The 24,488-nt window shown below is 47.1% G+C and carries 28 protein-coding genes and 2 pseudogenes; 4 read left to right on the top strand and 26 right to left on the bottom strand.

From position 1 onward, the window contains the following. Positions 1 to 11: 11 nt before the first annotated feature. The 14 genes from QSH13_RS16870 to QSH13_RS16805 form a co-directional block, all read right to left on the bottom strand. On the bottom strand, positions 12 to 1,424 hold the full coding sequence (locus QSH13_RS16870; protein WP_073519509.1) for an FAD-dependent oxidoreductase: 1,413 nt from the start codon (positions 1,422 to 1,424) through the stop codon (positions 12 to 14). After that, a complete protein-coding gene (locus tag QSH13_RS16865) occupies positions 1,421 to 1,879 on the bottom strand; it encodes a PNPOx family protein (RefSeq protein WP_073519508.1) in 459 nt (152 codons plus the stop codon). The genes QSH13_RS16870 and QSH13_RS16865 overlap by 4 nt, the downstream gene beginning before the upstream one ends. Before the next feature lie 67 nt (positions 1,880 to 1,946). Continuing rightward, the gene (locus QSH13_RS16860; RefSeq protein WP_073519507.1) at positions 1,947 to 3,716 is read right to left on the bottom strand and encodes a non-ribosomal peptide synthetase; all 1,770 of its coding nucleotides are present in this window, start codon (positions 3,714 to 3,716) and stop codon (positions 1,947 to 1,949) included. A gap of 48 nt (positions 3,717 to 3,764) precedes the next feature. Continuing rightward, a complete protein-coding gene (locus tag QSH13_RS16855) occupies positions 3,765 to 4,691 on the bottom strand; it encodes an ACP S-malonyltransferase (RefSeq protein WP_073528032.1) in 927 nt (308 codons plus the stop codon). Further along, on the bottom strand, positions 4,688 to 6,058 hold the full coding sequence (locus tag QSH13_RS16850) for an aldehyde dehydrogenase family protein (RefSeq protein ID WP_073519505.1): 1,371 nt from the start codon (positions 6,056 to 6,058) through the stop codon (positions 4,688 to 4,690). Before QSH13_RS16850 ends, QSH13_RS16855 begins: the two co-directional genes overlap by 4 nt. Before the next feature lie 2 nt (positions 6,059 to 6,060). Next, positions 6,061 to 7,119: an acyl-CoA synthetase family protein gene (locus QSH13_RS16845; RefSeq protein WP_286039387.1), complete on the bottom strand. Its 1,059-nt coding sequence runs from the start codon at positions 7,117 to 7,119 to the stop codon at positions 6,061 to 6,063. A 15-nt stretch (positions 7,120 to 7,134) separates the two neighbouring features. Beyond that, on the bottom strand, positions 7,135 to 7,770 hold the full coding sequence (locus QSH13_RS16840; protein ID WP_073519503.1) for a pyridoxal 5'-phosphate synthase: 636 nt from the start codon (positions 7,768 to 7,770) through the stop codon (positions 7,135 to 7,137). A 13-nt stretch (positions 7,771 to 7,783) separates the two neighbouring features. Continuing rightward, complete coding sequence (locus tag QSH13_RS16835) at positions 7,784 to 8,629, bottom strand: PhzF family phenazine biosynthesis protein (RefSeq protein WP_073519502.1); 846 nt, start codon at positions 8,627 to 8,629, stop codon at positions 7,784 to 7,786. Continuing rightward, positions 8,608 to 8,961 (bottom strand): hypothetical protein, encoded by a 354-nt coding sequence (locus QSH13_RS16830; protein ID WP_073519501.1) that lies wholly within the window; start codon positions 8,959 to 8,961, stop codon positions 8,608 to 8,610. Before QSH13_RS16830 ends, QSH13_RS16835 begins: the two co-directional genes overlap by 22 nt. After that, positions 8,958 to 10,823, bottom strand: a complete 1,866-nt coding sequence (locus QSH13_RS16825) for an anthranilate synthase family protein (protein ID WP_073519500.1) — start codon at positions 10,821 to 10,823, stop codon at positions 8,958 to 8,960. Before QSH13_RS16825 ends, QSH13_RS16830 begins: the two co-directional genes overlap by 4 nt. Next, positions 10,820 to 11,440: an isochorismatase family protein gene (locus QSH13_RS16820; protein ID WP_073519499.1), complete on the bottom strand. Its 621-nt coding sequence runs from the start codon at positions 11,438 to 11,440 to the stop codon at positions 10,820 to 10,822. Before QSH13_RS16820 ends, QSH13_RS16825 begins: the two co-directional genes overlap by 4 nt. 75 nt (positions 11,441 to 11,515) lie before the next feature. Continuing rightward, a complete protein-coding gene (locus QSH13_RS16815; protein WP_073519498.1) occupies positions 11,516 to 11,974 on the bottom strand; it encodes a PhzA/PhzB family protein in 459 nt (152 codons plus the stop codon). Positions 11,975 to 12,020: 46 nt separating this feature from the next. Next, positions 12,021 to 12,803, bottom strand: a complete 783-nt coding sequence (locus QSH13_RS16810) for an SDR family NAD(P)-dependent oxidoreductase (protein ID WP_073519497.1) — start codon at positions 12,801 to 12,803, stop codon at positions 12,021 to 12,023. Between the two features lie 104 nt (positions 12,804 to 12,907). After that, positions 12,908 to 13,294 (bottom strand): VOC family protein, encoded by a 387-nt coding sequence (locus QSH13_RS16805; protein ID WP_073519496.1) that lies wholly within the window; start codon positions 13,292 to 13,294, stop codon positions 12,908 to 12,910. 513 nt (positions 13,295 to 13,807) lie between these two features. Between QSH13_RS16805 and QSH13_RS16800 the strand changes: the two genes are divergently transcribed. Continuing rightward, positions 13,808 to 14,506: a DUF2461 domain-containing protein gene (locus tag QSH13_RS16800; RefSeq protein ID WP_073519494.1), complete on the top strand. Its 699-nt coding sequence runs from the start codon at positions 13,808 to 13,810 to the stop codon at positions 14,504 to 14,506. On the opposite strand, the pseudogene QSH13_RS16795 reads toward QSH13_RS16800, so the two are convergent. Continuing rightward, positions 14,503 to 15,196: pseudogene (locus QSH13_RS16795) on the bottom strand (IS1 family transposase). The gene QSH13_RS16800 and the pseudogene QSH13_RS16795 overlap by 4 nt on opposite strands. A gap of 181 nt (positions 15,197 to 15,377) precedes the next feature. Between QSH13_RS16795 and QSH13_RS16790 the strand changes: the two are divergent. Then, the gene (locus QSH13_RS16790) at positions 15,378 to 16,586 is read left to right on the top strand and encodes an IS256 family transposase (RefSeq protein ID WP_073519492.1); all 1,209 of its coding nucleotides are present in this window, start codon (positions 15,378 to 15,380) and stop codon (positions 16,584 to 16,586) included. A gap of 147 nt (positions 16,587 to 16,733) precedes the next feature. On the opposite strand, the gene QSH13_RS16785 is transcribed toward QSH13_RS16790, so the two are convergent. After that, positions 16,734 to 16,931 (bottom strand): hypothetical protein, encoded by a 198-nt coding sequence (locus QSH13_RS16785; RefSeq protein WP_286039476.1) that lies wholly within the window; start codon positions 16,929 to 16,931, stop codon positions 16,734 to 16,736. Between QSH13_RS16785 and QSH13_RS16780 the strand changes: the two genes are divergently transcribed. After that, the gene (locus QSH13_RS16780) at positions 16,909 to 16,977 is read left to right on the top strand and encodes a hypothetical protein (RefSeq protein WP_286039389.1); all 69 of its coding nucleotides are present in this window, start codon (positions 16,909 to 16,911) and stop codon (positions 16,975 to 16,977) included. The genes QSH13_RS16785 and QSH13_RS16780 overlap by 23 nt on opposite strands. A 63-nt stretch (positions 16,978 to 17,040) precedes the next feature. Here the strand turns inward: QSH13_RS16780 and QSH13_RS16775 are convergent, their stop codons facing one another. The 6 genes and pseudogenes from QSH13_RS16775 to QSH13_RS16745 all read right to left on the bottom strand — a co-directional run bounded on the left by QSH13_RS16775 (position 17,041) and on the right by QSH13_RS16745 (position 20,811). Then, positions 17,041 to 17,394, bottom strand: coding sequence for a hypothetical protein (locus QSH13_RS16775; RefSeq protein ID WP_073519491.1), 354 nt, complete (start codon positions 17,392 to 17,394; stop codon positions 17,041 to 17,043). A 12-nt stretch (positions 17,395 to 17,406) separates the two neighbouring features. After that, on the bottom strand, positions 17,407 to 18,390 hold the full coding sequence (locus tag QSH13_RS16770; RefSeq protein ID WP_073519490.1) for a cysteine peptidase family C39 domain-containing protein: 984 nt from the start codon (positions 18,388 to 18,390) through the stop codon (positions 17,407 to 17,409). A 161-nt stretch (positions 18,391 to 18,551) separates the two neighbouring features. Then, the gene (locus QSH13_RS16765; protein WP_073519489.1) at positions 18,552 to 19,409 is read right to left on the bottom strand and encodes a VENN motif pre-toxin domain-containing protein; all 858 of its coding nucleotides are present in this window, start codon (positions 19,407 to 19,409) and stop codon (positions 18,552 to 18,554) included. 167 nt (positions 19,410 to 19,576) lie between these two features. Continuing rightward, on the bottom strand, positions 19,577 to 20,074 hold the full coding sequence (locus tag QSH13_RS16760) for a contact-dependent growth inhibition system immunity protein (RefSeq protein WP_073519488.1): 498 nt from the start codon (positions 20,072 to 20,074) through the stop codon (positions 19,577 to 19,579). 2 nt (positions 20,075 to 20,076) lie between these two features. Further along, positions 20,077 to 20,450, bottom strand: a pseudogene (locus tag QSH13_RS16750) (endonuclease toxin domain-containing protein). Then, on the bottom strand, positions 20,425 to 20,811 hold the full coding sequence (locus QSH13_RS16745; protein WP_073519487.1) for a hypothetical protein: 387 nt from the start codon (positions 20,809 to 20,811) through the stop codon (positions 20,425 to 20,427). The pseudogene QSH13_RS16750 and the gene QSH13_RS16745 overlap by 26 nt, the downstream one beginning before the upstream one ends. A gap of 169 nt (positions 20,812 to 20,980) precedes the next feature. Between QSH13_RS16745 and QSH13_RS16740 the strand changes: the two genes are divergently transcribed. Then, positions 20,981 to 21,298: a SymE family type I addiction module toxin gene (locus QSH13_RS16740; RefSeq protein WP_228395572.1), complete on the top strand. Its 318-nt coding sequence runs from the start codon at positions 20,981 to 20,983 to the stop codon at positions 21,296 to 21,298. A 61-nt stretch (positions 21,299 to 21,359) separates the two neighbouring features. Here the strand turns inward: QSH13_RS16740 and QSH13_RS16735 are convergent, their stop codons facing one another. The 4 genes from QSH13_RS16735 to QSH13_RS16720 all read right to left on the bottom strand — a co-directional run. After that, positions 21,360 to 21,629: a hypothetical protein gene (locus QSH13_RS16735; protein ID WP_073519485.1), complete on the bottom strand. Its 270-nt coding sequence runs from the start codon at positions 21,627 to 21,629 to the stop codon at positions 21,360 to 21,362. Between the two features lie 30 nt (positions 21,630 to 21,659). Beyond that, entirely contained in the window at positions 21,660 to 22,193 is a 534-nt protein-coding gene (locus QSH13_RS16730; protein ID WP_073519484.1) for a contact-dependent growth inhibition system immunity protein, read from the bottom strand. A gap of 197 nt (positions 22,194 to 22,390) precedes the next feature. Then, complete coding sequence (locus QSH13_RS16725) at positions 22,391 to 22,834, bottom strand: hypothetical protein (protein ID WP_073519483.1); 444 nt, start codon at positions 22,832 to 22,834, stop codon at positions 22,391 to 22,393. Continuing rightward, the coding region (locus tag QSH13_RS16720; protein ID WP_286047526.1) for a polymorphic toxin type 25 domain-containing protein at positions 22,831 to 24,488 on the bottom strand (1,658 nt) is incomplete at its 5' end. The genes QSH13_RS16725 and QSH13_RS16720, both read right to left, overlap by 4 nt.

Below are 24,488 nucleotides of genomic sequence, written 5' to 3'. Positions count from 1 at the left end.
GGCATACATGTTCATACAATAAAATCTTTAATGAATTTGTAGGACAGACTTTTATGGAGAGCACATTTTTTAGCGGTTAAGAATAACAATTCGGATAACCGATCTTTTAATATTTCACCGCGCGTTTTGACTCCCATAATATCTTTGGTTACCTGGAATTGAATATACGCCAGTAGGTCATGTTTGTAAGGATAAGGAGCCCCAAACCGATCTGCAATCACCATGCCTGACGCTACTGCCCCTTCATGCCCCCCTAAGCTGGTGTCAACACCACAAAACCACATGTTGGACTTGCCCTGTATTTCTTTAAGACGCATCTTGTGCGCAAAATCTCCTGGCAACTGTCTAGCCACGCGCCAGCGGCAAGTTTTTATCTGTTTTTGATGATCAATGGGCATTTTGGGGTCGAGAGTCACCAACAACGGCGTGGTGAGGTGTCGATATGGTGATAACGTGTTAATCACACGGGTGACACTCCCGCCTGGCGTTTCAGCAGAAAAATCAGTGAACTGGCAATAGTTGAAGTAATGCGGTTCCGATTTCTCTCCCAGATAACGCGTGTCATGATGAGCCACGCTCTCGATATCGTGATAGGTGAAATAGGAGAGGATCTCCCGTTGCTGCGCCGTTGCCTCAGTCAACAGCGACAGGGTTACTTCCGCCGAAGTGGCAAAAATCACAGCATCAAAAATATCCTCTTTTCCCGAATGACATAATACAACGGCTTTGTCACGGGATTTTACCCACTGTACCGGCGTATTCAGCCGCACGCGATCTCCCAACTCGTCGGCCAGGCATTGCAAGTAGCGATTCATGCCGCCAACGACCTTACGCCAATAACCGGGGGCAAAGAACGAAACCAGATTAGCGTTGAATGACAATGCGAAAAACATCAGCGGATAACTACTCACATCGACATTGCAACCAGTAGAAATACTGATCATTGGATAGAGTGCCTGATACACAAACCCAGACGAATAACCATTTTCCGCCAGGTAATCCGCAATTGACATCGTTTTATAACGCGCGTTTCCGGAACTTATCACCTCTGACATGCCCAGCTGAAAACGACTAAATTCGCTCTCCATGGCCTGACGCATAGAGCCATCGTAGTGAACATTACTCCAGCACTGCTCTTCTTCGGGGAAATAAGCGTGGAACGACGAAGGTGCCACATAGTTTTCGATACCTAAGTAATTCAGTAAATTAAAAACATTCGGTGCAACCCGTTCGTTAAAGTACTCTACGCCCATATCCACGGGAATATTCTTTTGTTCATTGGTATCAACAAAGCACGTATAAACATGCCCGCCGATATAAGGGTTTGCCTCAAACACAGTTATATTATGCCGGTCGCGCAACTGCCAGGCTGCTACTGTACCCGCCGCACCACCACCGATAATAGCAATGTTTTTTTTCTTCATTGTGTACATGTCTCCAGTTTCGGCGTCCGCAGCCAATGAAAACATCTTTTCATGCCCATGCATCTTTGTGTAAACTTTATTTCTATCAATTGTAGTCGCCATATTTTCAAGTCCATAACGCGACTGATGGGATAACGTTTACAATAGAAATTTCGCGCTTGCTGCTCTTCTTCCGCACATAATGGAGTGATGTGAGCCAGATATTGCACTCCTTTCATCGACATCATTGATTTCACCGATGATATAATAGTTCCGGAGACTATTGGTGCCTTAAGCATTAACTGCGAATGGCGTGAATTGATATCACTCATCAAGTACAGTACCATTTGCTCTTTTTGGAATTGATAAAAACAACTTGCAGACCACACCATCCCTTCCGCAGCGACACTGAGCGTTAATACACGCTCCCGATTAATGAATTGGCAGATTTCACGTAATTGCTGTTCGTTATTCATAGTCTCTCCTTAGCATGATCTACGGATGATGCTCTGAATACGTTGATAATATTCTCTGATCCGTAGCTCAGGAGTGTTGCAATATTTGCTCTGCAATGGCGCCGGGGTTTTCACCGCTGATGATCAAGGATACCGGTATTTTACGCTGTAACTTCGTACTAATAACGCCTGCTGAAATTACGGCCAGCGCCGAATTGCCTCCACGATCAAAAAAGCTTGATGTGGCGTCAAATTCTTTGCATCCCAATATGGTAGCGAAAACCTGACAAACAGTCTCAACAATGGCTTGCCGTTGGACATTGTCCTGCGCTTCCGAAGAGCCGGCTGCGTCATGGTGCAACGTATTATTCCAACAGGGATCGGGCAGAGACTTTCTGTCAAGCTTGCCGTTCGGCTGGAGAGGAAATTCAGGCAGTACTACGAACAGATCTGGCACCATATAAGCGGGCAACCTATCAGCTAAATAAACCTCCAGCGACGCTTTGCTCAATGAGGCTTGGCTGACAATATATGCGGTAAGCATATCATCTCCCTGCCCTTCAAACGGCCTGGCCACCACCACTGCGCCAGTGATACCAGAGATATTCTCCAGCTCTTGCTCAATCTCGCTCACACCGATACGATTACCGCGAATTTTAATTTCCTCCTCACCACGTCCAAGCCACTCTATTTTTCCCGACTCGTGCAAGTGAACGCGATCCCCCGAGCGATAAAGCCTCAGGCCGGTTTGTTGGTGAGTGATAAACACTTTTTCTGTCCCTTCGCTGTTGCCGTAATAACCTTGTGCCAGACCGAGCCCCGAAATATAGAGTTCCCCCTGCTCGCATGGCTCAAGTGCTTCGTTAAGCACATGCAATTGAGTATTCGCCAACGCTTCGCCGATGGAAATATAATCTGCGTCACATTCTACACATTCGCACGATGTCCAGATTGTTGCTTCCGTTGGACCATACATATTCCATAATTTGCCACATACCTGGCACAACTTTTTCGCCAATGCCAACGGCATCGCCTCACCACCGGTCAGCAGCGTCATAGAAGCTTTAGGACGCCATCCAGTTGCCCACAAAATTTTCCATAGGCTCGGGGTCGCCTGAATGAAATCGCATTTCTCAATCAGAGGGATAATGCCTTCGATGGCGCTCACTTCATCATTGTTAGCCAACAGTACCGCCCCGCCAACGCTCAGAGGCAGGAGCAGTTCAAGAATGGAAATATCAAACGCTACCGTGGTATGCGCCAAAAAGATATGGGATGAGCGCACTTCCAATCGCTCGGCAACAGCGATTAAGAAGTTGCGTAGTGCTTGATGTCCGATGCTAACGCCCTTAGGTTGCCCAGTAGAACCACTGGTAAACAGGATGTAAGCAATGTCATCGTACCGCCTGGTGACACAAACCATCTTTCCGACCGCGCTAGGTTCGGGATATACCACGTTCTGGTGCAACTGTCGCGCCAGAACGTTCTCGTCCGGATGAATGAGCAGTACTTTCGGTTTGGCAACATCGACGTAGAGTTTCAGCCTGGACAATGGATAGGCTGGGTCCAGCGGGACAAAGGTGGCCCCAAGAGCCAATGTAGCGACCATCGCCGGGATCAGCCACTGATCGCGATGCAGCAATAACCCGACAACGTCATTCGGGCCAACACCAGACTCCTTCAGTTGCTGCTGTACGGCAACGACACGCTGCCCGAATTCAGTGTAATTCATACGGCTCTCGCCGTTGATTAGCGCAGTTTTCTCTGGATGTGTAACGATTGACTGTAAAATCAACTCGGCCACGTTGCCAGTTTCACTGATATTCACACTGCGGTTTCCTGTCATCAGGTCTGACATGAGAATCTCCTGTTGGCAAATCATTTAGAAACGTGTTGGCATCGTTATTCAACTGCCGAGAGAGGACATAATATCGTCCACCCACTGTTCATCACGAAATGAGGCCGATACACCGCAAAAATCCATATTTAGACTGCGTAGGAACGGTCCAATGCAAATGACATCCGCCACGTTGAAGCTCTGCATCTGCCGAATCATCGCAGGAACAAATAACATTTCCGTTTCACCGCGTACGCACATCTGTTTGACTCCCATCGGGTCGTCAACTATGCCGATCTCTGGCAAGCAGGTCACCACCGGGTAACGCAGTGAAGGCAAAACGCGCTCCTTCAAATATGCGTCGACCTGTTCAGCGATTCGCCGGCGATAAGGGGTGTGATATGCCGAGTTGCACAACGCCGGTGGTAGTACCTCCAGCACACCTGAACCTTTCTGCCCACACCCCTCCAGCACCCGTCGCAATCCTGCAACCATCAGCAGTGAGCCAATACCGTGATGAATCAATCCATAATCAACAGCGATGCGCATTTCCGGCGGCTGATGATAGAAATCGCGTTCACGTTCTTCCGTCACCATCACAAATCCCACCGTTTCGTCTTCGCTCTCTGGTGTGTCGACCCGTAAGCTAATCAATGCGGTTGCGTCGTCCACCGTTAACCCTCCGCTTACGCAGAGTGCAGCCACCTCTCCAAGGCTGATGCCACCTACACAGCTCGGCGCACCACGTTGTTCAACGATATCGTCGGCAATGCCCAGCATGCCAGCGAGTAGTCCTAAAGAAACCACCTGCATGCATGATGTGTCATCAGGCAGCGGCGTCTTACGTAATATCGTGTTGACATCCACACCAGCCGAGCGTGCAACTTGCCCGAAACGAGCTCGAACCTGAGGGTGGTTATCGTAAAGACGCTGCATGTCTTTCATCATGTGGGAAACATCCGCAGGTCCAAAAATCAGCGCATAAGGGAGGGTCACAGTATCTCTCCTTTACTTTTATTTTCTGACCAAGATGGTGAGACACGAAATCCCCGATTACACATCAGAAAATCGCTCAGGTAGGCATCGTGAGGCACCGAGGGGGCCATCCAGGTAGTGGGAATATCGCCGATATAAACATTACTGATGCTGGCATCGGACAAAATCGACTCCAGCAACTGGGGGTGTCGAGACAAGACCGTCACGACCAGAGATCCTGATAGCATCGGTGCGCTGCGTATAGCGTGATAAGGCGCAACCGTCACACATGGGAAAGGCAACTCGCGCTGTACCCTCGGATCATCAGGCTCAGTCACCTCAGTCACCAGCGGATACACTATGTAGCCCTCCGGCATCGGATCAGCCTCAATTGGCGAGTCGAGCACAGTGCTCAACCAATCTACCGATTGCCGTGATACAAGTGGCAGCATCTCCAGCGGTAGCTGTTGCAGTGCCAGCTTTAAACGTCGACAAAAGTCATGCATATCTCCCTCTACTAGCACTGCACTGGCTGACACGCAGGCGGCACCTCCGAGATCGGTCATTGATTTTGCCACCAATGCGGCCGCTTCATCCAAACAAGCGTCAGCGCCGACAACAATCTTGGCACGCCCAGGCCCTTGCACGCGCACCTGGGGATGAAAACGGTATTTATCCACAATATCTTGGCCACCATACGCCAGCGTCAAATCAGATGAAGCCACCAGCTCATCCGCTCCACGATAGTCCGTGGGGATCAGCGCTACATAATGCTCCAATCCTGCTTGCGCCATAGCACGAACTACGCGTTGCGCCGTGAAGGGCTCGCGCGTAGAAGGCCTGACAAGAACACGGTAGCCCAGCGCTACTGCTTGCGGCCAAAGGGCATGAATGCCCGGCCCGTTACCAGCCGCCAGTACCGCGAAAACGTCACCTTTTCGGCTGAATAAACTGCATCCAGCCAGCGCCTGCGCATCGTACCTTGACCAGCAAGCACCTTTTGGCCTGCCCGCATCGATAATCTGCGACATATCGCGCAGTGCCTGTGCGATAATTGCCAAGGCGTTTTGCATCACCGCGATCGGTAATCCAGTGGTACGATGCACCCGTTGACAATACGCATCGGGTGACAGCCCCGCGATTGAGTCATGTTGAAAAGTATCCGCCGCACGTGCCATCGCAGCATGAATTTCCGCCAAGGATAAAGTGGGGGCCTCTCTCATCGAGCCAATAGTACGGTGGATATAAACTGGCGGAGCGATCGCCATTTCCGCGACAGGAGTACCGAGCAGATCCTGGACCGTGACTCGGCGCCGAGTGGCATATTCGCAACCCATAGCTACAGCCTCAATCTGCTCCACGGCTGAAGAATCAAAGGGAGAGTACATGGTTAATAGACCCCCTCAATAACCGTACGTCCGTCAATGACCGGCAACGGACCAACATCACTGACTGACGAGCCGGGAAAATCGTCGTTGCGCGGCCAGCGTACCGCTGTATCACGTTCCAGAATATTGGGGAAGAAGGCGTAACGGCTGAGATGATGCATGATAACTCGCCCACGTTCGCCAAACTGAACGGGATGCCGCGTTTGCGGTTCAACTACCTCCAGCAAGATATAGGGAGCAAAACTATCGAAAATTACTGAATCATTGGAATCCACTGGGCAACGTGCCTTGGCTTCTCCCAGTACCATCGTACTGCCATAGCTGGCGTTGATCGGCACCATCGGAAATACCTCCTTCTGCAGGAACACCAGTGTATCGGGATCCATTTGGGTCCCCCCCCAAGTAATTTCCTTCAAGGTCTGGTTCATATGCGCTACCAGCGCCGGGCGTTGCGCCATCCGTTCCAGAATCGGCGGAGTGGCGATAAGGTACTGGATAGACTGTGTGTACAGAATATCCTCGGCCTGTTCGACGATATGCGCAGCATAGGCTTGCATTCCTGCTATATCGTTGCGCTGAATGCATTTCTTGACCCAACGCGGATCTAAATCGACGCTAAAACACAACCCACCTTTAGCCCGGGCACGACGAGCGTTGATTGCGCCGACAATATGCGGGCCGGTGGGGACCAACGCCAGAGTATTGCCGGGCTGTTCGTCAGTGCCAGACCGCAGGCCGGACAAACGCCAGCTAACCAACTCGTCTAGCCACTGCTCAAACACAACGATGCGTTTCGGTTTGCCGGTAGTGCCGCCGCTTTCAAAAACGCCCGCCAGTGTCAAGTGATGCAAACCGCGCGGGATCAGCGCTTCGACTGGAATATCGCGTAAACGATCCGAGACATCGGGGAAACGCGCCAGATCGGCGAAGGTATTAACCTCATGCAGCGGATCAAAATCGATCGATTGGCGCATTTCCAACCAGAACGGCGCACCAGTTTCTGGTGAAAAATGCCATTTCATCATTCCCGTCAGATGGGTAGTAAAGTCAGGTAAATTCATCATATTTTCCCATAGTTACGGCTGTAACCAAGTGCTTCGCCATTCGTTCCGGTGATACTCGGCCCGCAGTCGCCGGTGCAGACGATCAGAACTGGCGGCCCAAAACTCCACCGCCTGCGGTATCAATTGGTAGACGGCGAAACGCTCAGGGCAGGGCAACGCTCCCCTGCTCTCAAGAGCCTTTGCCGCCCGACGCAACGTCTCACTGTCCAACAGCGGTTCACTTTGATGAGAAACTGTCGACATCGCATGCAACGGAATCGGGCGTTTTTCCCAAACCGCCTTGGACACGGACTGCGGCTGTCTAACCACTCTGCCGCTGACTGAGAGCTGCCGTCCCAACTCTTTCCAGTAAAAGTGAGCGCAAGCATGTGGATGGCTGTTGATATCCTGAATCTTGCGGCTACAGCTGTGAGTAGCAAACAGAATACCTCTTTCATCAAAATCGAGGATTGCCATAACACGCGAGCTCATTTCCCCCTGAGCGTTGGCGGTCGTTAGCACCATTGCACGCGGTTCTCTGACCTGTTCGCGTATCGCTTCCTGCACCCAGGCACAGGCGAGTTCAATCGGTTGATTCAGCTGTGTATGGAAAGGCAAAAAGTCCGTATCTACCTTGCCGCTGACACTTTCAAACGCACTGCTTCCCATTTTTCCTTCTCCTTCAAATTGCGTAGGTGCCCTGCGCTACTTGGATGGCTTGTCCTCCGGCATACAGCCGATATGTTCCGCCATCTCTATGTGCCATGCCGTACATTTTTGACGGATGCCCTATCTCTATCCCCTGCCAGATCTCCAGAGGCTGGTCAAAGTCGCTCCAGCCGTGCCGCGCCAAATGCAGCGCCAAAGGCCCGGCAGCCGAGCCAGTCGCCGCGTCCTCCACTACGCCGTATGCCGGTGAGAACATGCGTAGACGCCAGTAATTGCCGTCATGGCAGAAACAGAGCGCAGCCATATTCTCATGCTGCGCCAACGCTCTCTGATCGGGATTGAGGGCCGCCAGAGTTTGTATATCAGTGATGCCGACAAAGACGTGACGCGGCCCAACATCGTACTGTTCAATCGGCAAGGTGCTGTGCGACACCCCCAGCGCGAGCATCAGCGCTTCAGCTTGCGCATAAGGTTGGATTATCGGGGATGGCTGAAGCATATCGACATGTGCGACCGGCAAATCGCTGCGCAGCCTGGCATTCTCCAGCGTGAAGGGGAAAATGCCCTTCGCCGTTTCAATATTCAGGGTGGTTTTTTTCAACCGTAGAGACAGAGCCAGCGCTGTTCCCAGCAACGGATGACCGGCAAATCCCAACTCGTTCACCGGAGTAAAAATACGGACATGCGCATCCCCACCGCTACGAGGACATGACACAAATGTGGATTCTGAAAGCCGCATTTCTGCCGCGATGCGCTGCATGATTTCCGGTTCAAGATCATCACAATCGAAAAATACGGCGACCGGGTTGCCAGCCAGCACACGATCGCTGAACGCATTTACGATGACATAGCGGTGCATGTTTCCTCCCGATTCAGTAAAGACGCCCAAGGCGCGATAATCGATTCATTCAGGCAAGATGCGGCAACGATGAAACGCAGCCGCACATCTGGCTCCCGGCCGATCGCCTCAGCAGCCGCATTCAACGGCAACGCCGCGAGTTCGGGCTTATCATCGCGCCATACCATCACTGCCCCCCAACGCGGCGGCCCCTCATTCATAATCCAGTATTTGACCTGCAAGGCGTGAATTCGCTGCCAGGCGACCAAGTCGACCTGCTCAAGCTGAGCCTGCAGTTGCTTGATGTCCGGCTCGCCCGGCCCCAACTCCCACCACACGCATTCCATGATCATGAGGCCACCACCTGTTGGATTGATTCATAAAGGATCCGCGGCCCATCGATGGTCAACACCGACTCTGGATGGAATTGCATTGATGAAAAGCGCGGCCCGCGCAGGCCATAAATTTGGCCAGTCGCCTCATCCCGCGCGACGCGAATCTCACCATACTCGCTGGCTAACGTATTGCTGGTCGCCAGTCCGGTGAACGTGTTGTAAAAACCCACGCGTTCGACCTTCCCAAAAAATGGAATCTCTTTTTGGATCCCTTGATTAGGTAACGTCAGCGCAACTATCGGGTACCCCAAGATGGTGCACAGAATCTGATGACCGAAACAGATCGCGATAAAAGGTTGCCCTTCTTGTATCGCGGTCTTAATTAGTTTGCGGCTACAGATCACCCGTTCGTCGCTCAGATTACGTGGATCGCCAGGACCTGGGCCAATTACAAGCAGTTCATGCGGCTTGGGTTGGATAGGAGAAGTGTAATGAACAAGCCGGACGTTGAATCCTATCGCACACAACTGATACTTCATCATCGAGGTGAAGGCATCCTCGTTATCAATCAGCAGCACCTCGCCCTGATGGCATATCGAATTTGTACCGGCGTTATCACGCCAAAAAGCGGCCAGGCGATGGCTATGCTTTTGTAGCGCAATGGCGACCTGTTCATCCTGAAAAATGGACGTTGACTTGCCATTCACCCCCATGGCCCGCTGTAACGCGGCGGCCTTCGCCCGCGTTTCCGCCGCTTCTGCGTCAGGATCTGAAGTGCGAACCAACGTAGCTCCCACCCCTAGAGTTAGCGCGCCCGTCGGATCAATTTCACTCGTTCTGATGAGGATCGCTGAATCGATCGTCGGCTCACCGTCCTCATAGCCCAGCAAGGCGGCAAAGCCACTATAATAGCCTCGTCCGGATGCTTCATATTTGGCGATAACGCGCGCTGCATTTTCCAGCGGGCTGCCGGTAACTGTCGGCGCAAACATGGAAGACTGCAAAATTTCAGGTACGGGCAACGACGAATGCCCCTCAAGCCGATAGCCGGTATGCGCCAGACGCGACATCGGCGTTAAAAAGGGACCAAATGCCTTAACGTCGGCGTCGCAGATGCGAGTCATCATCTTCAGCTCTTCATCCAGCACCATCGATAGTTCATCCTTCTCCTTCTCATTGGATAAGAAGTCAAGCAGCCCTTCACGGGTAGGCCCGGAGGAGGGATAGCGATAGGTGCCACTAATCGGCGTCATGGAGACTCTTTGTTGCTGCAGCGTGATATGTCGCTCAGGAGATGCGCCTATCAACGTGACATCCCGGCACTGAATGAAAAAAGTCCAGTAAGCGCCGCTTTCTTGTAGCAGCAGGTTTTTAAAGAGAGTTAATCCCGTCTCGCAGCCATAATCTGTGAAGGTGGCAGTAAAGGCGCGGCGGATAACGAAGTTAGCTCCTTGACCAGTGCCGATCTCCCGCTGAATGACTTGAGCGACCATATGCGCATACTCATCGTCGGAAGGCTCAAACACGGCGTTGTTCACCTTCAATGGAGCATTGGGCAGCAAGGCCAGAGCCTCATGGAGTGGTACTTTATGGCTGCGTGTATTGATGAACGCAATGAGAGGTTTACCGTCGTCATTAACAGCATAGCCTCGTTCAGCAATCTGCCGATAAGGCGCGACAAGCAACGTTTGCTGCCCGTTGCCACCGCCAGCATTCGTTGGTAAATCAGCCAGACTCTGCAAACTGTTTAGATGCCGTTCTTCCCCTATGATTACTTCGATTTCGGGAACTGCGCTGTGCTCACATCTGAATAACAGCGCAAACGATTCATGTTTACTGCCATGCCGCAACAAAGAGGTGATTGCCGGATCTGTATTCATGCCGTCACCTCGCCCACCGATAATATCGACGCACAACATGAAGCGGCGTAAGTCAGCATGCGTTGATGGGCCGCCTGCGAAAAATCAGCTATCGCGTCCCGCACTAAAAAGACCTCAATATCCCTAGAGTAAGCATCCAATGCTGTGGTTAAAATACCTATTTGTGCATAAACACCACATATGATTATTTGATCACGCTGCTGGTCGGAAAATATATTCGCAAGCTCCGAAGAAAAGAACGCACTATATCGCCATTTTTTTAATACAGGCTCATTCGGCTGAGGAAATAATAATGGTGTGATTGCTGTGTGCATCGGATCGGCATCCATTCCCGCCCCCCAAAAATCATAAAGCAATCCACGCTCTTTGGCGTTCATACTACCTTTCTGACCTGTGTAAACCACGGGAATGGATTGCCTTCTCGCCCAAGCTAATAATTGCGCACAATTCGTCAACAAGGTATTTCGCAATAACTCAGGTAACGGGTTAAGGAAAAATTTTTGCATATCGTGAACTAAAAGCAAGCTCCTAGATGGAGTGATGCGCCAGTTCACTTTATTTTGCATTAACGATACTACCGAACAAAGATCATAATCTTCAATTTCAGGTATAGCCATATTATATCCCCGTCTTATTTAGCACGTAATAAGGAATTACATAAAAAAGAGACAAAGATGAATCAATCAAAAATATCAGGTTGGAATTCCTTCCCTGATTATTTTCGGTACTTCAATACCTAGTGCCCGAAATTGCTGGCAAGGATTCATAAACTCACGTTGAAGGATAATCCTTCCATTTTTAAACTGGAAATAATGAATGAAGTGATTTTGATAAAACCCTTTGGAGTAACCCTTAAAATTAATCTCTCCTTTACCATCACATTCAACCCAAAAAATATCTGGATCCTGTGTATCAAATATCTGCACATTGTACCAACGCCAGTCGGGGAAACAAGCCAACGACCATACTGCATGTTTAGCCAACTGATTTTTACTTTTAATAACTACCGGTTCGCCACTATCTGTAGTCCAAAGTCCACCACATCCCTCCTCATCAAACAGTTCGTGCCTAGATAAACGGGCTTGCCCATAAGTGTTCATATATTGTTCAACAATATTACGATTTCTCGCACGCACTTCACTTTCCATCATCACTGTTCCTTAACGCCTTATAAAATGAGATAAAATATCTATTCATTTATACGATGCCAGCCAGACGCCGTTGCCCCTCTTGGATGATCAATGCATTTAACGATTCCCCCAACAGCAGCCGCAACGGTGGCGTATCTGAGTCTACCAGCGCCATCATCGGTGCCACGGCGGCATCAGGAGCGGCCAATGGCAAACGTGGCCAGCTTTGCAGCATCATCTGCTCATGTGAGGGATAGGCCTGACCGCGTTCTGGGCGCACAGCCGAACTGCCAATCCAATCGGTCAGGTGTGGACCTGGTTCGACCAATGTGACATTGATTCCAAACTCTTTAACCTCCTGAGCCAGTGTTTCGACCATACCTTCCACCGCCCATTTTGTAGCGTTGTACATCGCCATGCCAGGTAACGCCAGCAAACCAGCAATGCTGGAAATCTGGACAATGTGCCCATACCCTTGTCTCCTTAAATATGGCAGCACCGACTGAATAACCCACAACGACCCCAGCAGATTGGTTTCGACAATCTGCCTAGCATCCTTTTCCGGCACATCCTCTAAAGGGCAAAACAAACCATAACCAGCATTATTCACCACAACGTCTATGCGCCCGAAAGCCTGGAAGCCGGTTTCCACCGCAGCCGCAACAGATGCTCGATCACACACATTCACCTTCACAGGCAAGAGATACTCGCCATACCCAGCAGCTAGCTCGGCCAATTTCTCCGGCTCACGTGCAGTAGCAATAACGCTATCCCCTCTTTTTAACGCAGCTTCAGTCCAGACACGACCAAAGCCACGAGCCGCACCGGTGATCAACCATATCTTTCTCATATGTCTCTCCTCGAGTGCTATAACAAACCTAGAGCCGATGTTCATCTATTCCTAAATAGATCACTGATATCAACTACTTGGAAAGATAACATCGGCCATTTCAATTACAACCTCTCGATCCCACTTGTGTCCGTTGCACATAGGCGAATACGATGTCCATCAGGATCAAGTGCAACAAAAGTGTACCCAAACTCCAATTTGCTTGGTGGTAATGCCATTGGTATATTGCGGGCTTTAAAATCGCGATAAATAGCATCAACCTCCTCGTTCGAAATATCACTCAGGCACAGTTCAAACCCACCGAATGCTTGCTGGGGTTGCGGCTCAATATCATGCTTGGATTGCAACCCTAAAATAAAGCCATCGTTCAGAGAGAATACGGAGAATCCAGGGAAAGATTCGATCGGCCCCTTGCCCAAAATAGATTCATAAAATGCGGTACTGACTTCTACATTATCGACGTATAAAATTACACTATTAGGCTTGAACATATACTTCTCCTGTAGACTATATAACGTTAGATTTTTCAATAAAACTCATATATCTCAATTAAGTATATTATGAATATAAAATTAATCATGACCAAGGAAAGAGTAAGCGCGAGGAAAAGACCGTATAGAATGAAATGTTCTTTGCAATACCCACCCACAACATATGAGTAGCGAGAAAAAACCATATCTACATATCGAATTGTGCTAACAAAAATATTCAATATGAAATTATTAGTATGATAATTATTAAGTAGCCAACTCATAGTTACTCTTCCTTTGTGAATGGCGTTTTATAATAACTATTAATACAATTTAACAACTCTCAAAATGCTATACATTTCCTTACAATAATAGTTCAAACAAACCAACAATCAAAAGCAAAATTTGTACACAAAATAACACTTATTGATCTACATCAACAAAATGTCATTTTGTTATTTTTCCATTGGCGTCATCACTAATAATTATGTAATGAAATATATTTTGCTTGTAAATGCTAAATAGGGGATAAAAATGGATATCACAACAGCACCACACTGTCAGTTTAGTAGAGAAAGTATTTCTTTCTTAAGTGAAGTAAAACGGCAAAACAGTAAAGAGTGGTTCGATAAAAACAAGTCTATATATAAATCATGTTTGCTGGAGCCTTTTCAAAAACTAGTTAAAGAACTCACACCTACAATGCAAAGTATAGACCCCCATATTGAAGTGAGCCCTACAATAGGTAAAACTATATCTCGCATCTATCAGGACATACGCTTTTCTAAAGATAAATCCCGATTTCGTAACAGAATGTGGCTGACGTTTAAACGAGATAAAAAGTTTTGGATTGACTCTCCAGTTTATTTCTTTGAAATCAGACCTGATAGTTTTTATTACGGGTTGGGCTATTACTCTGCTACACGAGCTACAATGGATCGTGTAAGGGAAAATATTATTTGTCGCAAAAATGAATTCCGAAATGCTACAGATCATCTTTTACCAGCATTTGAACTGGTAGGCGAAACATATAAACGCCGTTTGAAGCCCGAACAACCTGCAGACATCGCCACTTGGTATAATCGAAAATCTTTTTCCGTCATTAAAGAAAATTATGACATCATCGAACTGTTCGAGCCAAAATTAGTAAGCACATTGGCTCACTCTTTTATTCAGTTAGCGCCACTTTATACTTTCCTAATTCATATTGAAGAGGGTGGTGACTCCAATTAGTAGAACATATATTTTTCGATAAAGGCACCGATGACTTTTCATGAAGTTCTACAGAGCGCGAGAAACAGATAGTTCTGCGGGCCAGACGTTTGATTCGGGTTCTCAGGGTCAGATTGTTGCGCTCAATGCGCTGAGTAAAAATCTTACCAGTCAGATGCTTCTCCTTCGATAACTCTCTGGTGTAACTACCCCATTCGTCAGTGGTCAACATACCGATGGTAAAAGGGGTAAGCAGCGCCAGCAATTCACGACAGGTTTCATCAGTCCGGGGGCCAAAAGTGTAGGCCAGAACGCCACCAGTTTTCGTGTTGTACGCGTACCAGAGCCAGTGCTGTCGCGCTTTACTGCCGACAAAACTCCATTGCTCATCAAGTTCGCAGATGAGTGCCATATCAGCATGAGCGACCGGGGATGAAGTTATTCTTCGTGGCGAGAGTTTTTTAAAGTCCGGATGACAGTATTAATGCCGATTTTCAGCGTACGGGCAGTATCGCGAACTCCGGCACCGTTGAAAGCCATTTCAGTGATTTGGTCTTTAACTCCCGGTTTACGGGCCTCGTAACGGTAAGTGAGCTGAAACACTCGATGACAGTCACGGCAGCGAAATCGATCATGTCCTTTTGGGTTATTCCCGTGACGGTAAACCTGAACGGACTGGCAACGGGGGCAATGAAGGTTAACTGTGACCATGAAAGAACCTTAAAAGTGACTATTATATGTATTAGCTCAGATTTAACCTGACACAGCTACGGCACAGATCTAAACCTAATCTGACAGGCCGCTTTGTGCCAAAAGCGGAGAGCCTGTACATAGATTTGTGTAATTGCCTGATTTTGATATGTTCAATCCAACATCAAAAGCAGGTTAATTTATGGACGAAAAACAGTTGCAGGCTCTGGCTAACGAACTGGCCAAAAATCTCAAAACCCCTGAAGATCTCAGCCAGTTCGATCGCCTGCTGAAGAAAATCAGCGTTGAGGCAGCTCTCAACGCTGAAATGTCCCACCATCTGGGCTACGATAAAAACCAGCCTAAACCGGGTGCCAACTCCCGCAATGGCTATTCCACAAAGACCGTTATCACCGGTGATAGCCCCCTGGAACTACGCACTCCGCGCGATCGTGATGGCTCTTTTGAACCGCAACTTGTGAAGAAAAACCAGACCCGGATCACTGGGATGGATAACCAGATCCTGTCGTTGTACGCCAAAGGCCTGACAACCCGCGAAATAGCGGCTGCGTTTAAAGAGCTGTATGACGCTGATGTCTCACCGGCGCTGGTATCGAAGGTCACCGATGCCGTTATGGAGCAGGTAGTCGAATGGCAAAACCGGCCACTGGATGCGGTCTATCCCATTGTTTATCTTGACTGTATTGTCCTGAAGGTTCGGCAGGACAGTCGCGTAATCAATAAATCCGTATTCCTCGCACTGGGTATCAATATCGAAGGCCAGAAAGAGTTACTGGGTATGTGGCTGGCCGAAAACGAGGGAGCGAAGTTCTGGCTCAATGTGCTGACTGAACTAAAAAACCGCGGCCTGAACGATATTCTCATAGCCTGTGTCGATGGGCTGAAAGGCTTCCCGGACGCTATCAACACGGTGTATCCGGAAGCCCGCATCCAGCTGTGCATCGTGCATATGGTGCGCAACAGCCTGCGGTTCGTTTCCTGGAAGGACTACAAAGCCGTCACCCGCGACCTGAAAGCCATCTACCAGGCCCCCACAGAAGAAGCAGGCCAGCAGGCGCTGGAAGCGTTCGCCAGCGCCTGGGACAGTCGCTACCCGCAGATAAGCCGGAGCTGGCAGGCAAACTGGACCAACCTGGCGACGTTCTTCGCTTACCCGGCAGATATCCGCAAAGTCATCTACACAACCAACGCCATCGAGTCGCTGAACAGCGTAATCCGGCATGCCATCAAAAAACGCAAGGTGTTCCCGACGGATGACTCAGTGAAAAAGGTCGTGTGGCTGGCAATCCAGGCGGCTTCACAGAAATGGACGATGCCACTGCGGGACTGGCGTATGGCAATGAGCCGCTTTATTATCGAGTTCGGTGACCGCCTGGACGGTCACTTCTGAGAAAAGGCATTTACACAGAATCGTGTACAGGGTCGTGTACTTACATAACCTTCATTTTTATGCCATCCTTAAATGTATAATACCCACCATTGTTACTATAAACTGTATCTCCGTAAGCATCTGTTTTACCTGTATTACTATAAACGCTTACCTTACAGAGGTATCTTTTGGGCTATAACCATCAGGTAATTGAGAGCCTTTACCAATAATATTAACCGGTCGTCCTCCGCTTTTAGAGTCGATGATACCAACAGCAGAAATCCCTGAACCACCGACTTTCTCTCTCATGTAAAACAAGTGGTTGAGTGAGTTAGGTTTTACGGTGGGTAGCAATGTTACTCTCACCCACCAAGCCGGACAGTTGATTATCCGGCTGGCTGAGGGGGAGTAGAGCGGCTAAGGAGATCCCTGTGTGGGACTGGGGATCTCTATTTTTAGAGACACTGATTTATTATCAAATAAATATTTCTTGTTTTATATCATCTTCGAATAATATTAAAACACTACTTTCAATCAATATAAACTCATGATTTTCCTGGCATACAACAACATCTTTCAATATGATGGGCATAGCAAAATAAAAATATTCGCTGCCAACTAAACTTCCAAATGTTTCATCTTGCTCAAAAATTTTTTTAATATTACTTTCAGATAAAATTATCTTAGTACATTTATCTGTACTATTTATGTTATCTGAATCCGCTATAAATCCTTTAAGTGAACCATCAACCATTGTAATAAACAAAAAGCCGCTTAGCTCCCTAATCACATTTCCCTGCAATGAAAATAAATCCCACTTGCTATTCATATGTTCTCCTTATTATTTTTTCGGTGACGTGATTATTGCCTGTCCCATATATTTATTTTTAAATTCATCAATAGGGGTAAAATATTGTCTTCCCAATGCAGGATCCCGTATTGCAACAACAGTTTGACCGTTCCTGACTGTAATCCCATCAACAACTACCGCATGACCACCTCTATCAAGCTTCATTGCAACAATTGCTGGATTTCCTTTTGATGTTGCAACAGCAAGCTCCTCAACGGATACTCTAGATATAAAGCGAGCATCGGCAAGTCCTTGGTTTCTCATTGCTGAAGCTAAATTGTTCATTCGAGCTCCCTGAGGAGTAACTTTAGCATCAGTAATTAACTTTCCGAGATCATAATTCAGCCCTGAAGTATTCATAACCATTGCACACGAATTAGGGCCGCATGTAGGTAAATTACCCTGATTAAGGACTAATCTATCACCATTTCTTACTATACTTGTGCTTAAAGGGTTTCCTGGTTCCAGATTTCCTATTTTTACAGGGATCCATTTGCCATTGCTCCACTGAAGAGCTTTCCCACCAACAGAAACTACTGATGTACCAGCCATGTTGTAAAAGGTAGCTTCACCAATTTCATGTCCTGTTGATACACCTAAGGAAAATAAAGCTTTCTCTAATGACTGAGCGGGAATATCTTGACTCAACCACTCCTGAGGGATACCAATAACTGTTTTACCAACTTGGAGGGTATCACCAAGCATTTCACTAGCAGAATGATTAGTTACATAGTTAGTCACATTTGTAGCAAGATCTACTACTTTTTCTGGGCCTGTATTCACAACTCCATCAATAACACTCTCAACTCGTGTGTTATCTGGATAATATTGATAATCCAAATCCCCCAAAGATGTATTTTCTGTGACTATTTTTACATGTTCTCTATAGCTGTTATCATAATCTGTTTTTATCGTTGCATATTCTTTGCGTTGACATTCCATATCACCTTGGCAAGCGATCACTGCCGCTTCCATTTCTTTCCCCATTTCTCTAACTAGCTGTTGTTTATATGCTAATAACTCATCATCTTTACGTTGACTCAGTTCATTAGTTTCACGTACAACTTTTAATTGGCAATCTTTATCACCGTTACAACGAACATATTTTTCATCTGCTTCTCGTTTATCTGCTCCCGTCAGATAGTTATTCTCAACAGTTGTTTTCCTACCTGAGCTGCGTTCGCCACACTCTGTGTATCTCCGCCTGTCAGACCACCGGCAAGACCTGACGCCAGCGTTGCCCAGACACTGACATTCTCTTTTTCCTGCTCTGTCAGTTCATGCGCTTTTTTATGATAAACAGACTCTGCCAGTATCCCTATTGCTTCCCCTGTCATCGCCCCGGTCGCCTGCGCCACAACATTCTCACCTTTGGCCAGCGCAAGGGCGGCATTCGCTATACCATGAGCAATGGTGCGTTTCAGTTTGACATCGATTTCTTCATCCGGGATCTGTTTTTTTATTTCATTTGCGATAAACGGTGCTGCACCATTCGCCAGCGCCGCCTTCAGATCTCCCCCCATCACGCGCTGAACCGCTGCCGTTGCCGCCTGCATGGCACGGGTATACTTACCGCCGGTGCCAAAGCCCGATTCCGCTAAGTTTTTCTCAACCTCTTTGTTAAATAGCAGCGCAGTGATATCCCTGTCACCCGCACTCTTACCTTCAGCAATCAGCTCCGCTTTCGCTTTATCGATATCATCCTGTTTATAGTTGCGGATATCAAAGTCTGACTTCGCCTTTTCCGTGGCTCGGATTGTCGCCTCAGTCTGCGCGATATCTGTGGCCTGAACACCAATTTCACCAAGCAGTTGCTGCTCTTTTACCTGGTTCTGCTCTTTCTCTTTATCAAAGATTTTATTCAGCACTGAATGCGCATTTTCCGTATCACGGCTCAGCGTCGCCACATCCTGCGTCTGATGTTCTGTATCCCGGATAATCCATTTACCCTCAGGGACAGTCGCATGCGTGGTATAAAGCGATAACAAAGCCATGCAACTGGATGAGTTTCCCGACAGTAATATCAAAACCCTCTCTATCAGCAAAATCCCAGCTGGTGTTGTCTTATCTGCTCCCAAAAAACGTAGAGCAAATATCTCTGAGCCTGACCAAGATTTTTTCTGTATACAAAAAACCCGCCACAATGGACGGGATTCTCTGTTTAATCTTTGCAACGAGTTAACGCCAGCCTGAGACCTTCACCGATTTCAGAAGGAGAGTTATCAACAGTAATAATAACATTCTCCGACAGTTCAAGTCCCTCCCAAGCTTCTAGTTTTTCATGGCGCATTGGCGATATTGTAATTTCACCGTTTGTAAGATGTATAATAGAATGTTTCATATCTTTGAATAATGCTCGTTTTGTTTTATATCCATATCTATCCATCAACATTTCTATCCATGCCGTGTATTTTTCTTTTCCTTTTTCACGGTCAAAAAAAACAATGCGATCCTCTAAATTAACTAATGTTCTGCTATTTGATAATGCTTGTAAGACGGCTTCACCAACACATTGATCGTTAGCATCAGGCTGTAATAAATGAGGAGGGAAGAGAGGATCTGAACTAGTTCTTCCGAAACCTGATTGCGTTTCAATTAGTAAAAATTCTTTTGTACAATACACACTAGCCCAGTAATCCTGATCTTTATTAAATTTCATATTTATTTCACCTGTGTCACTTTAACTTCAACGCCTTTACTTTTACCATATTCAATAGCACGGTTAATTTCCGCCCACTGTATTTTTGTTGTACTCACAGGAACAGCTAACTGAATTTCTTTATTAACAATCATCCTGGTGTTAATGGTGTATTAAATAGCGTATAACCTTTAAAGTTAGCTGCACTATCAATGTTTCCTTTAATCGAACTGTACACCTGATTAGGATTTGTTAATTTTGCCATTGTCTGCGTATCCATAGACTTGACGCTTATTGCTGTTTTTGTTGCACCATCATAGTAATCAAAAGTTTTAAAATTCTTCGGTAAACGGGCATTAGCAGGTAACGATTTACCTACAAAATCTTCCCACGGCATTCCTTGTTTTATATTCCCCTGCCCCCATTGAATCCCAACTTCGGATGCTTTGACAGTCGCAGTCGCTGTATTGCGACGCATAAAAGGAAATAGCTGCAACGCCGATATCCTTTGCCAATAGACCTAATGAAGCCACTGCCACTTGATTTTCAGGGTCTGACACAAACAGCGCATATTTCATCCATTCCGGACTATTCATGTCTATTTTAGCCAAATCCTGACCATTCCATTGCTGTTTGATGGCTGTATCAAAAGCTTCCCACTGCTCAACCAGATAGCCATACTGTTGCTGGCATTGCTCTGGAAATGTAGAGCAAACAGCTTTAATTTCTTCCTGTTGACGAACATTGGTATCTACCATGTCACGGATAACTTTCTGACATTCATCACCAACACAAGTTCTTGCTTTATGCGCAAAGGTCAGGAGTAGTTACTATGGCTAAACGCAATTGTAAGTCAGAACCGTGTACAACTGAAGCGCCGCACCCCCCACCCGCTGTGAGTTCTACAGCCGGGCCGTACATAAGGCGATATTTTTACGCGACGAGTGGATAGAACAGGCGGGATTTACTGACGGGATGCAGGTTAAAATCCGTGTGATGCCCGGCTGCATCGTCATCACCACCCAGAACAGCCGCGAGCTGTGGGGCTGCGCCGAGGGGCTGAGCGTGACGCATGTCAACAGGCCGAAGATGCTCCAGTGGTTTAACTCCTTCCCCGGCGCGCTTGATCACCGGCGATCTGCCGGTGATCAAACGCGGGAACGGGCATTGTGGGTAAGCCTGACGGCAGGCAGTAAGATCCCGGCGCTGGGCCGGCTGGTGATTGAGGCGGAGTTTAAGTTCTGAGGTACTTTTAATGACGATCTCGGCGCAAGGCCGGGATTTATTCTATCAATTTTTAATTTATTCACATTTTATCTAACATTAAAAAACATTTACCAAAGGAATAACCTAGCTGCATACAGCCATTTAGGCCATCCCATATATGCTGTGCAACCCCGCCCAATATGACCCCAAGGATAATACCGAGCACGACATTAACTTTTATTTTATGCCGAGGTATTTCCTTACCTAACCGCCACGAATCAAAATAAGTAAAACCATAGCCGATTAAATAAATAACCGGGAAGAACACCACGAACCCTAACATGATCAGACCAACACTAAAACCAAGCATCCCGACCTCCATAACATGGAAAAATAATAACTAACCAATACATCGACTCAGCGCCAGCCTGAGACCAGCGCCGATCTCTTCAGGTGAACTATCTGCTGGCAAAATGACATTATCGCTACCGCCACGTCCGGTAGCTCCCCATGCTTCCAGCTTCTCATGGCGCGATGGTGAGATTGTAATTACGCCGTTAGCACAAGAGATATCACAGCTTTTCATACCTTTAAATAAGGCTTTTTTAGTTTTATAACCATACTGCTTCATGAGTTTCTTTACCCAATCAGCATAGCGTTCTGCTGTACGCTTAAAGTCATAAAGCTCCATATCGAATGTTGCTTCAGGGTGTATCCATACATCTGTACGGGGCGCGGGTAATACAAAGCGACTATGAGCCAACGCATTCTTCACCATAATACCTAACTCATTATCACCAATATTAGGTGTATTCAGTAACTGAACTCCTTGAGGATCACATCGATTACTACTGTAACCAGAATAAGTTTCAACACAGATAAAATCTGCATTCGCTTTTACAGAGGCCCATGCCATTTTTACTATGTTATTCATATTATTTCACCTGAGTTACCGTTACCTTAACACCCTGACTTTTGCCATACTCAACAGCCCTGTTTATTTCCGTCCATTCCAGCTATTATCATTCCCGGTATCCTTACTGGCATTACCTGTAGCACCGGCTATTGCTGCTGCCGTATTAGCTGCTGTTTCAGTAGCTGTCACGTTCAGCATATTGTTTTCAACAACTCTTATCTAAAGATAAAAGCAAACATGATTGATGAAATAAAAATCAACCTAACGCACCATAAATAAATTCTAAAGCCTTTTTCCCCATTAGAAACAAATAACTCATAAAAAAAATCTCGATTAATAACTTCTCTATCACCTAACACTGATGAGTATATAAAAAAATAAACTGCAACAATCCACAACGAAATTATTGATGGAAGGTATTCAATTCCATATCTATTTTTTACGAATACAATAAAGTAAGAGGCTGGTATTCCTAAAAATATTGAACACCGCCCAACAATCAAATTAATGTTATTTTCTCTTAAAAAGAAAACCCCACTGAAAAAATCGTTCATTGCTTTATTTGAGGTAAGTGGAACCTTCTTTTTTCTTTCGTAAAAGAAAAATGACAAAAAGAAAGAAACCATAGATAGCACACTGATAATCATTTCGATATTCATTTATCAGCCCCGCTATTATTAAATTCATACTTGTATTTTTCAGTTCCTGAAGAACCATTTATATCAATAGATTCGCCGCCTATACTCTTAGATATACCACTCCATCCCCAAGAAGGCCCGGCCCCTAAACTTAATCCAACACCATCTTTTCCATGGGAAATTTCTATGTTACCCACACCAAATCCCACACCAAAAGAAGTATTTCGCTCAGTTCCACCCATATCAGGAAAATATGGACCAAATTGAATGCCTACTTGTCCTGAAACACGCCCTCCAATCGCCAGAGTTTCTCCTCCATTAATCGCAAACTGAGATGGGTCAACACTGGCATCATAAAAATACCCTGGTCCTATTCCCAAAGCAGCTTCACCCTTCACATAAGGTTTCACCTTATACTCAACTCCCCACGATGGCCGCTGATGACTATATTCTATAGCCTTATTAATTTCATCAACTGCGGTTCCCTTACCCATTAAATCAAATGCTAAAGTTGCATCTGGATTTACGGAGTTTGCCATTTGTCCAAAAAATGTATTGGGGCCAAATGTATTATTCTCAACAGTTGTTTTCCCTGCCTGAGCTGCGTTCGCCACACTCTGTGTATCTCCGCCTGTCAGACCACCGGCAAGACCTGACGCCAGCGTTGCCCAGACACTGACATTCTCTTTTTCCCGTTCTGTCAGTTCACCCGGCTGTTTGTTGTAGATATATTCGGCCAGTATACCGATGGCTTCCCCTGTCATCGCCCCGGTCGCCTGCGCCGCAACATTCTCACCTTTGGCCAGCGCAAGGGCGGCATTCGCTATACCATGAGCAATGGTGCGTTTCAGTTTGACATCGGTTTCTTCATCCGGGATATGTTTTTTTATTTCATTTGCGATAAACGGTGCTGCACCATTCGCCAGCGCCGACTTCAGGTCTCCCCCCATCACGCCCTGAACCGCTGCCGTTGCCGCCTGCATGGCACGGGTATACTTACCGCCGGTGCCAAAGCCCGATTCCGCTAAGTTTTTCTCAACCTCTTTGTTAAATAGCAGTGCAGTGATATCCCTGTCACCCGCACTCTTACCTTCAGCAATCAGCTCCGCTTTCGCTTTATCGATATCATCCTGTTTATAGTTGCGGATATCAAAGTCTGCCTTCGCCTTTTCCGTGGCTCGGATTGTCGCCTCAGTCCGCACGATATCTCTGACCTGAACACCAATTTCACCAAGCAGTTGCTGCTCTTTTACCCGGTTCTGCTCTTTCTCTTTATCAAAGATTTTATTCAGCGCTGAATGAGCATTCTCCGTATCACGGCTCAGCGTCGCCACATCCTGCGTCTGATGTTCTGTATCCCGGATAATCCATTTACCGTCAGAGACTGCCGCATGCGTGGTGTTATGGCTGCTTTCCTTTTTATTCCCCCCCATGGCCAGCGCGCTGCCCATATTGGATATCAGCTTATCTCCCACACCGCCACCGGTGCTCAGGCTACCGCCCTGGTGTTCCACCCGGTATTCTGCTTTATTCTCAATATTCTTAAAACCCAGTGTCCCCGTGTCAAGGCGGTTTTTCTCCGCATTTCCTTCTGATGCGATAACCGCACCATCCAGTTGGGTGTGCTTCCCGACCGTAATGTCAAAACCCTCTTTACCGGCAAAAATCCCCGTCT

Origin of the sequence: Proteus faecis (assembly GCF_030286765.1) — a bacterium.
Taxonomy (GTDB): Bacteria; Pseudomonadota; Gammaproteobacteria; order Enterobacterales; family Enterobacteriaceae; genus Proteus; species Proteus faecis.
This window is presented reverse-complemented; position numbering and strand designations above follow the sequence as displayed.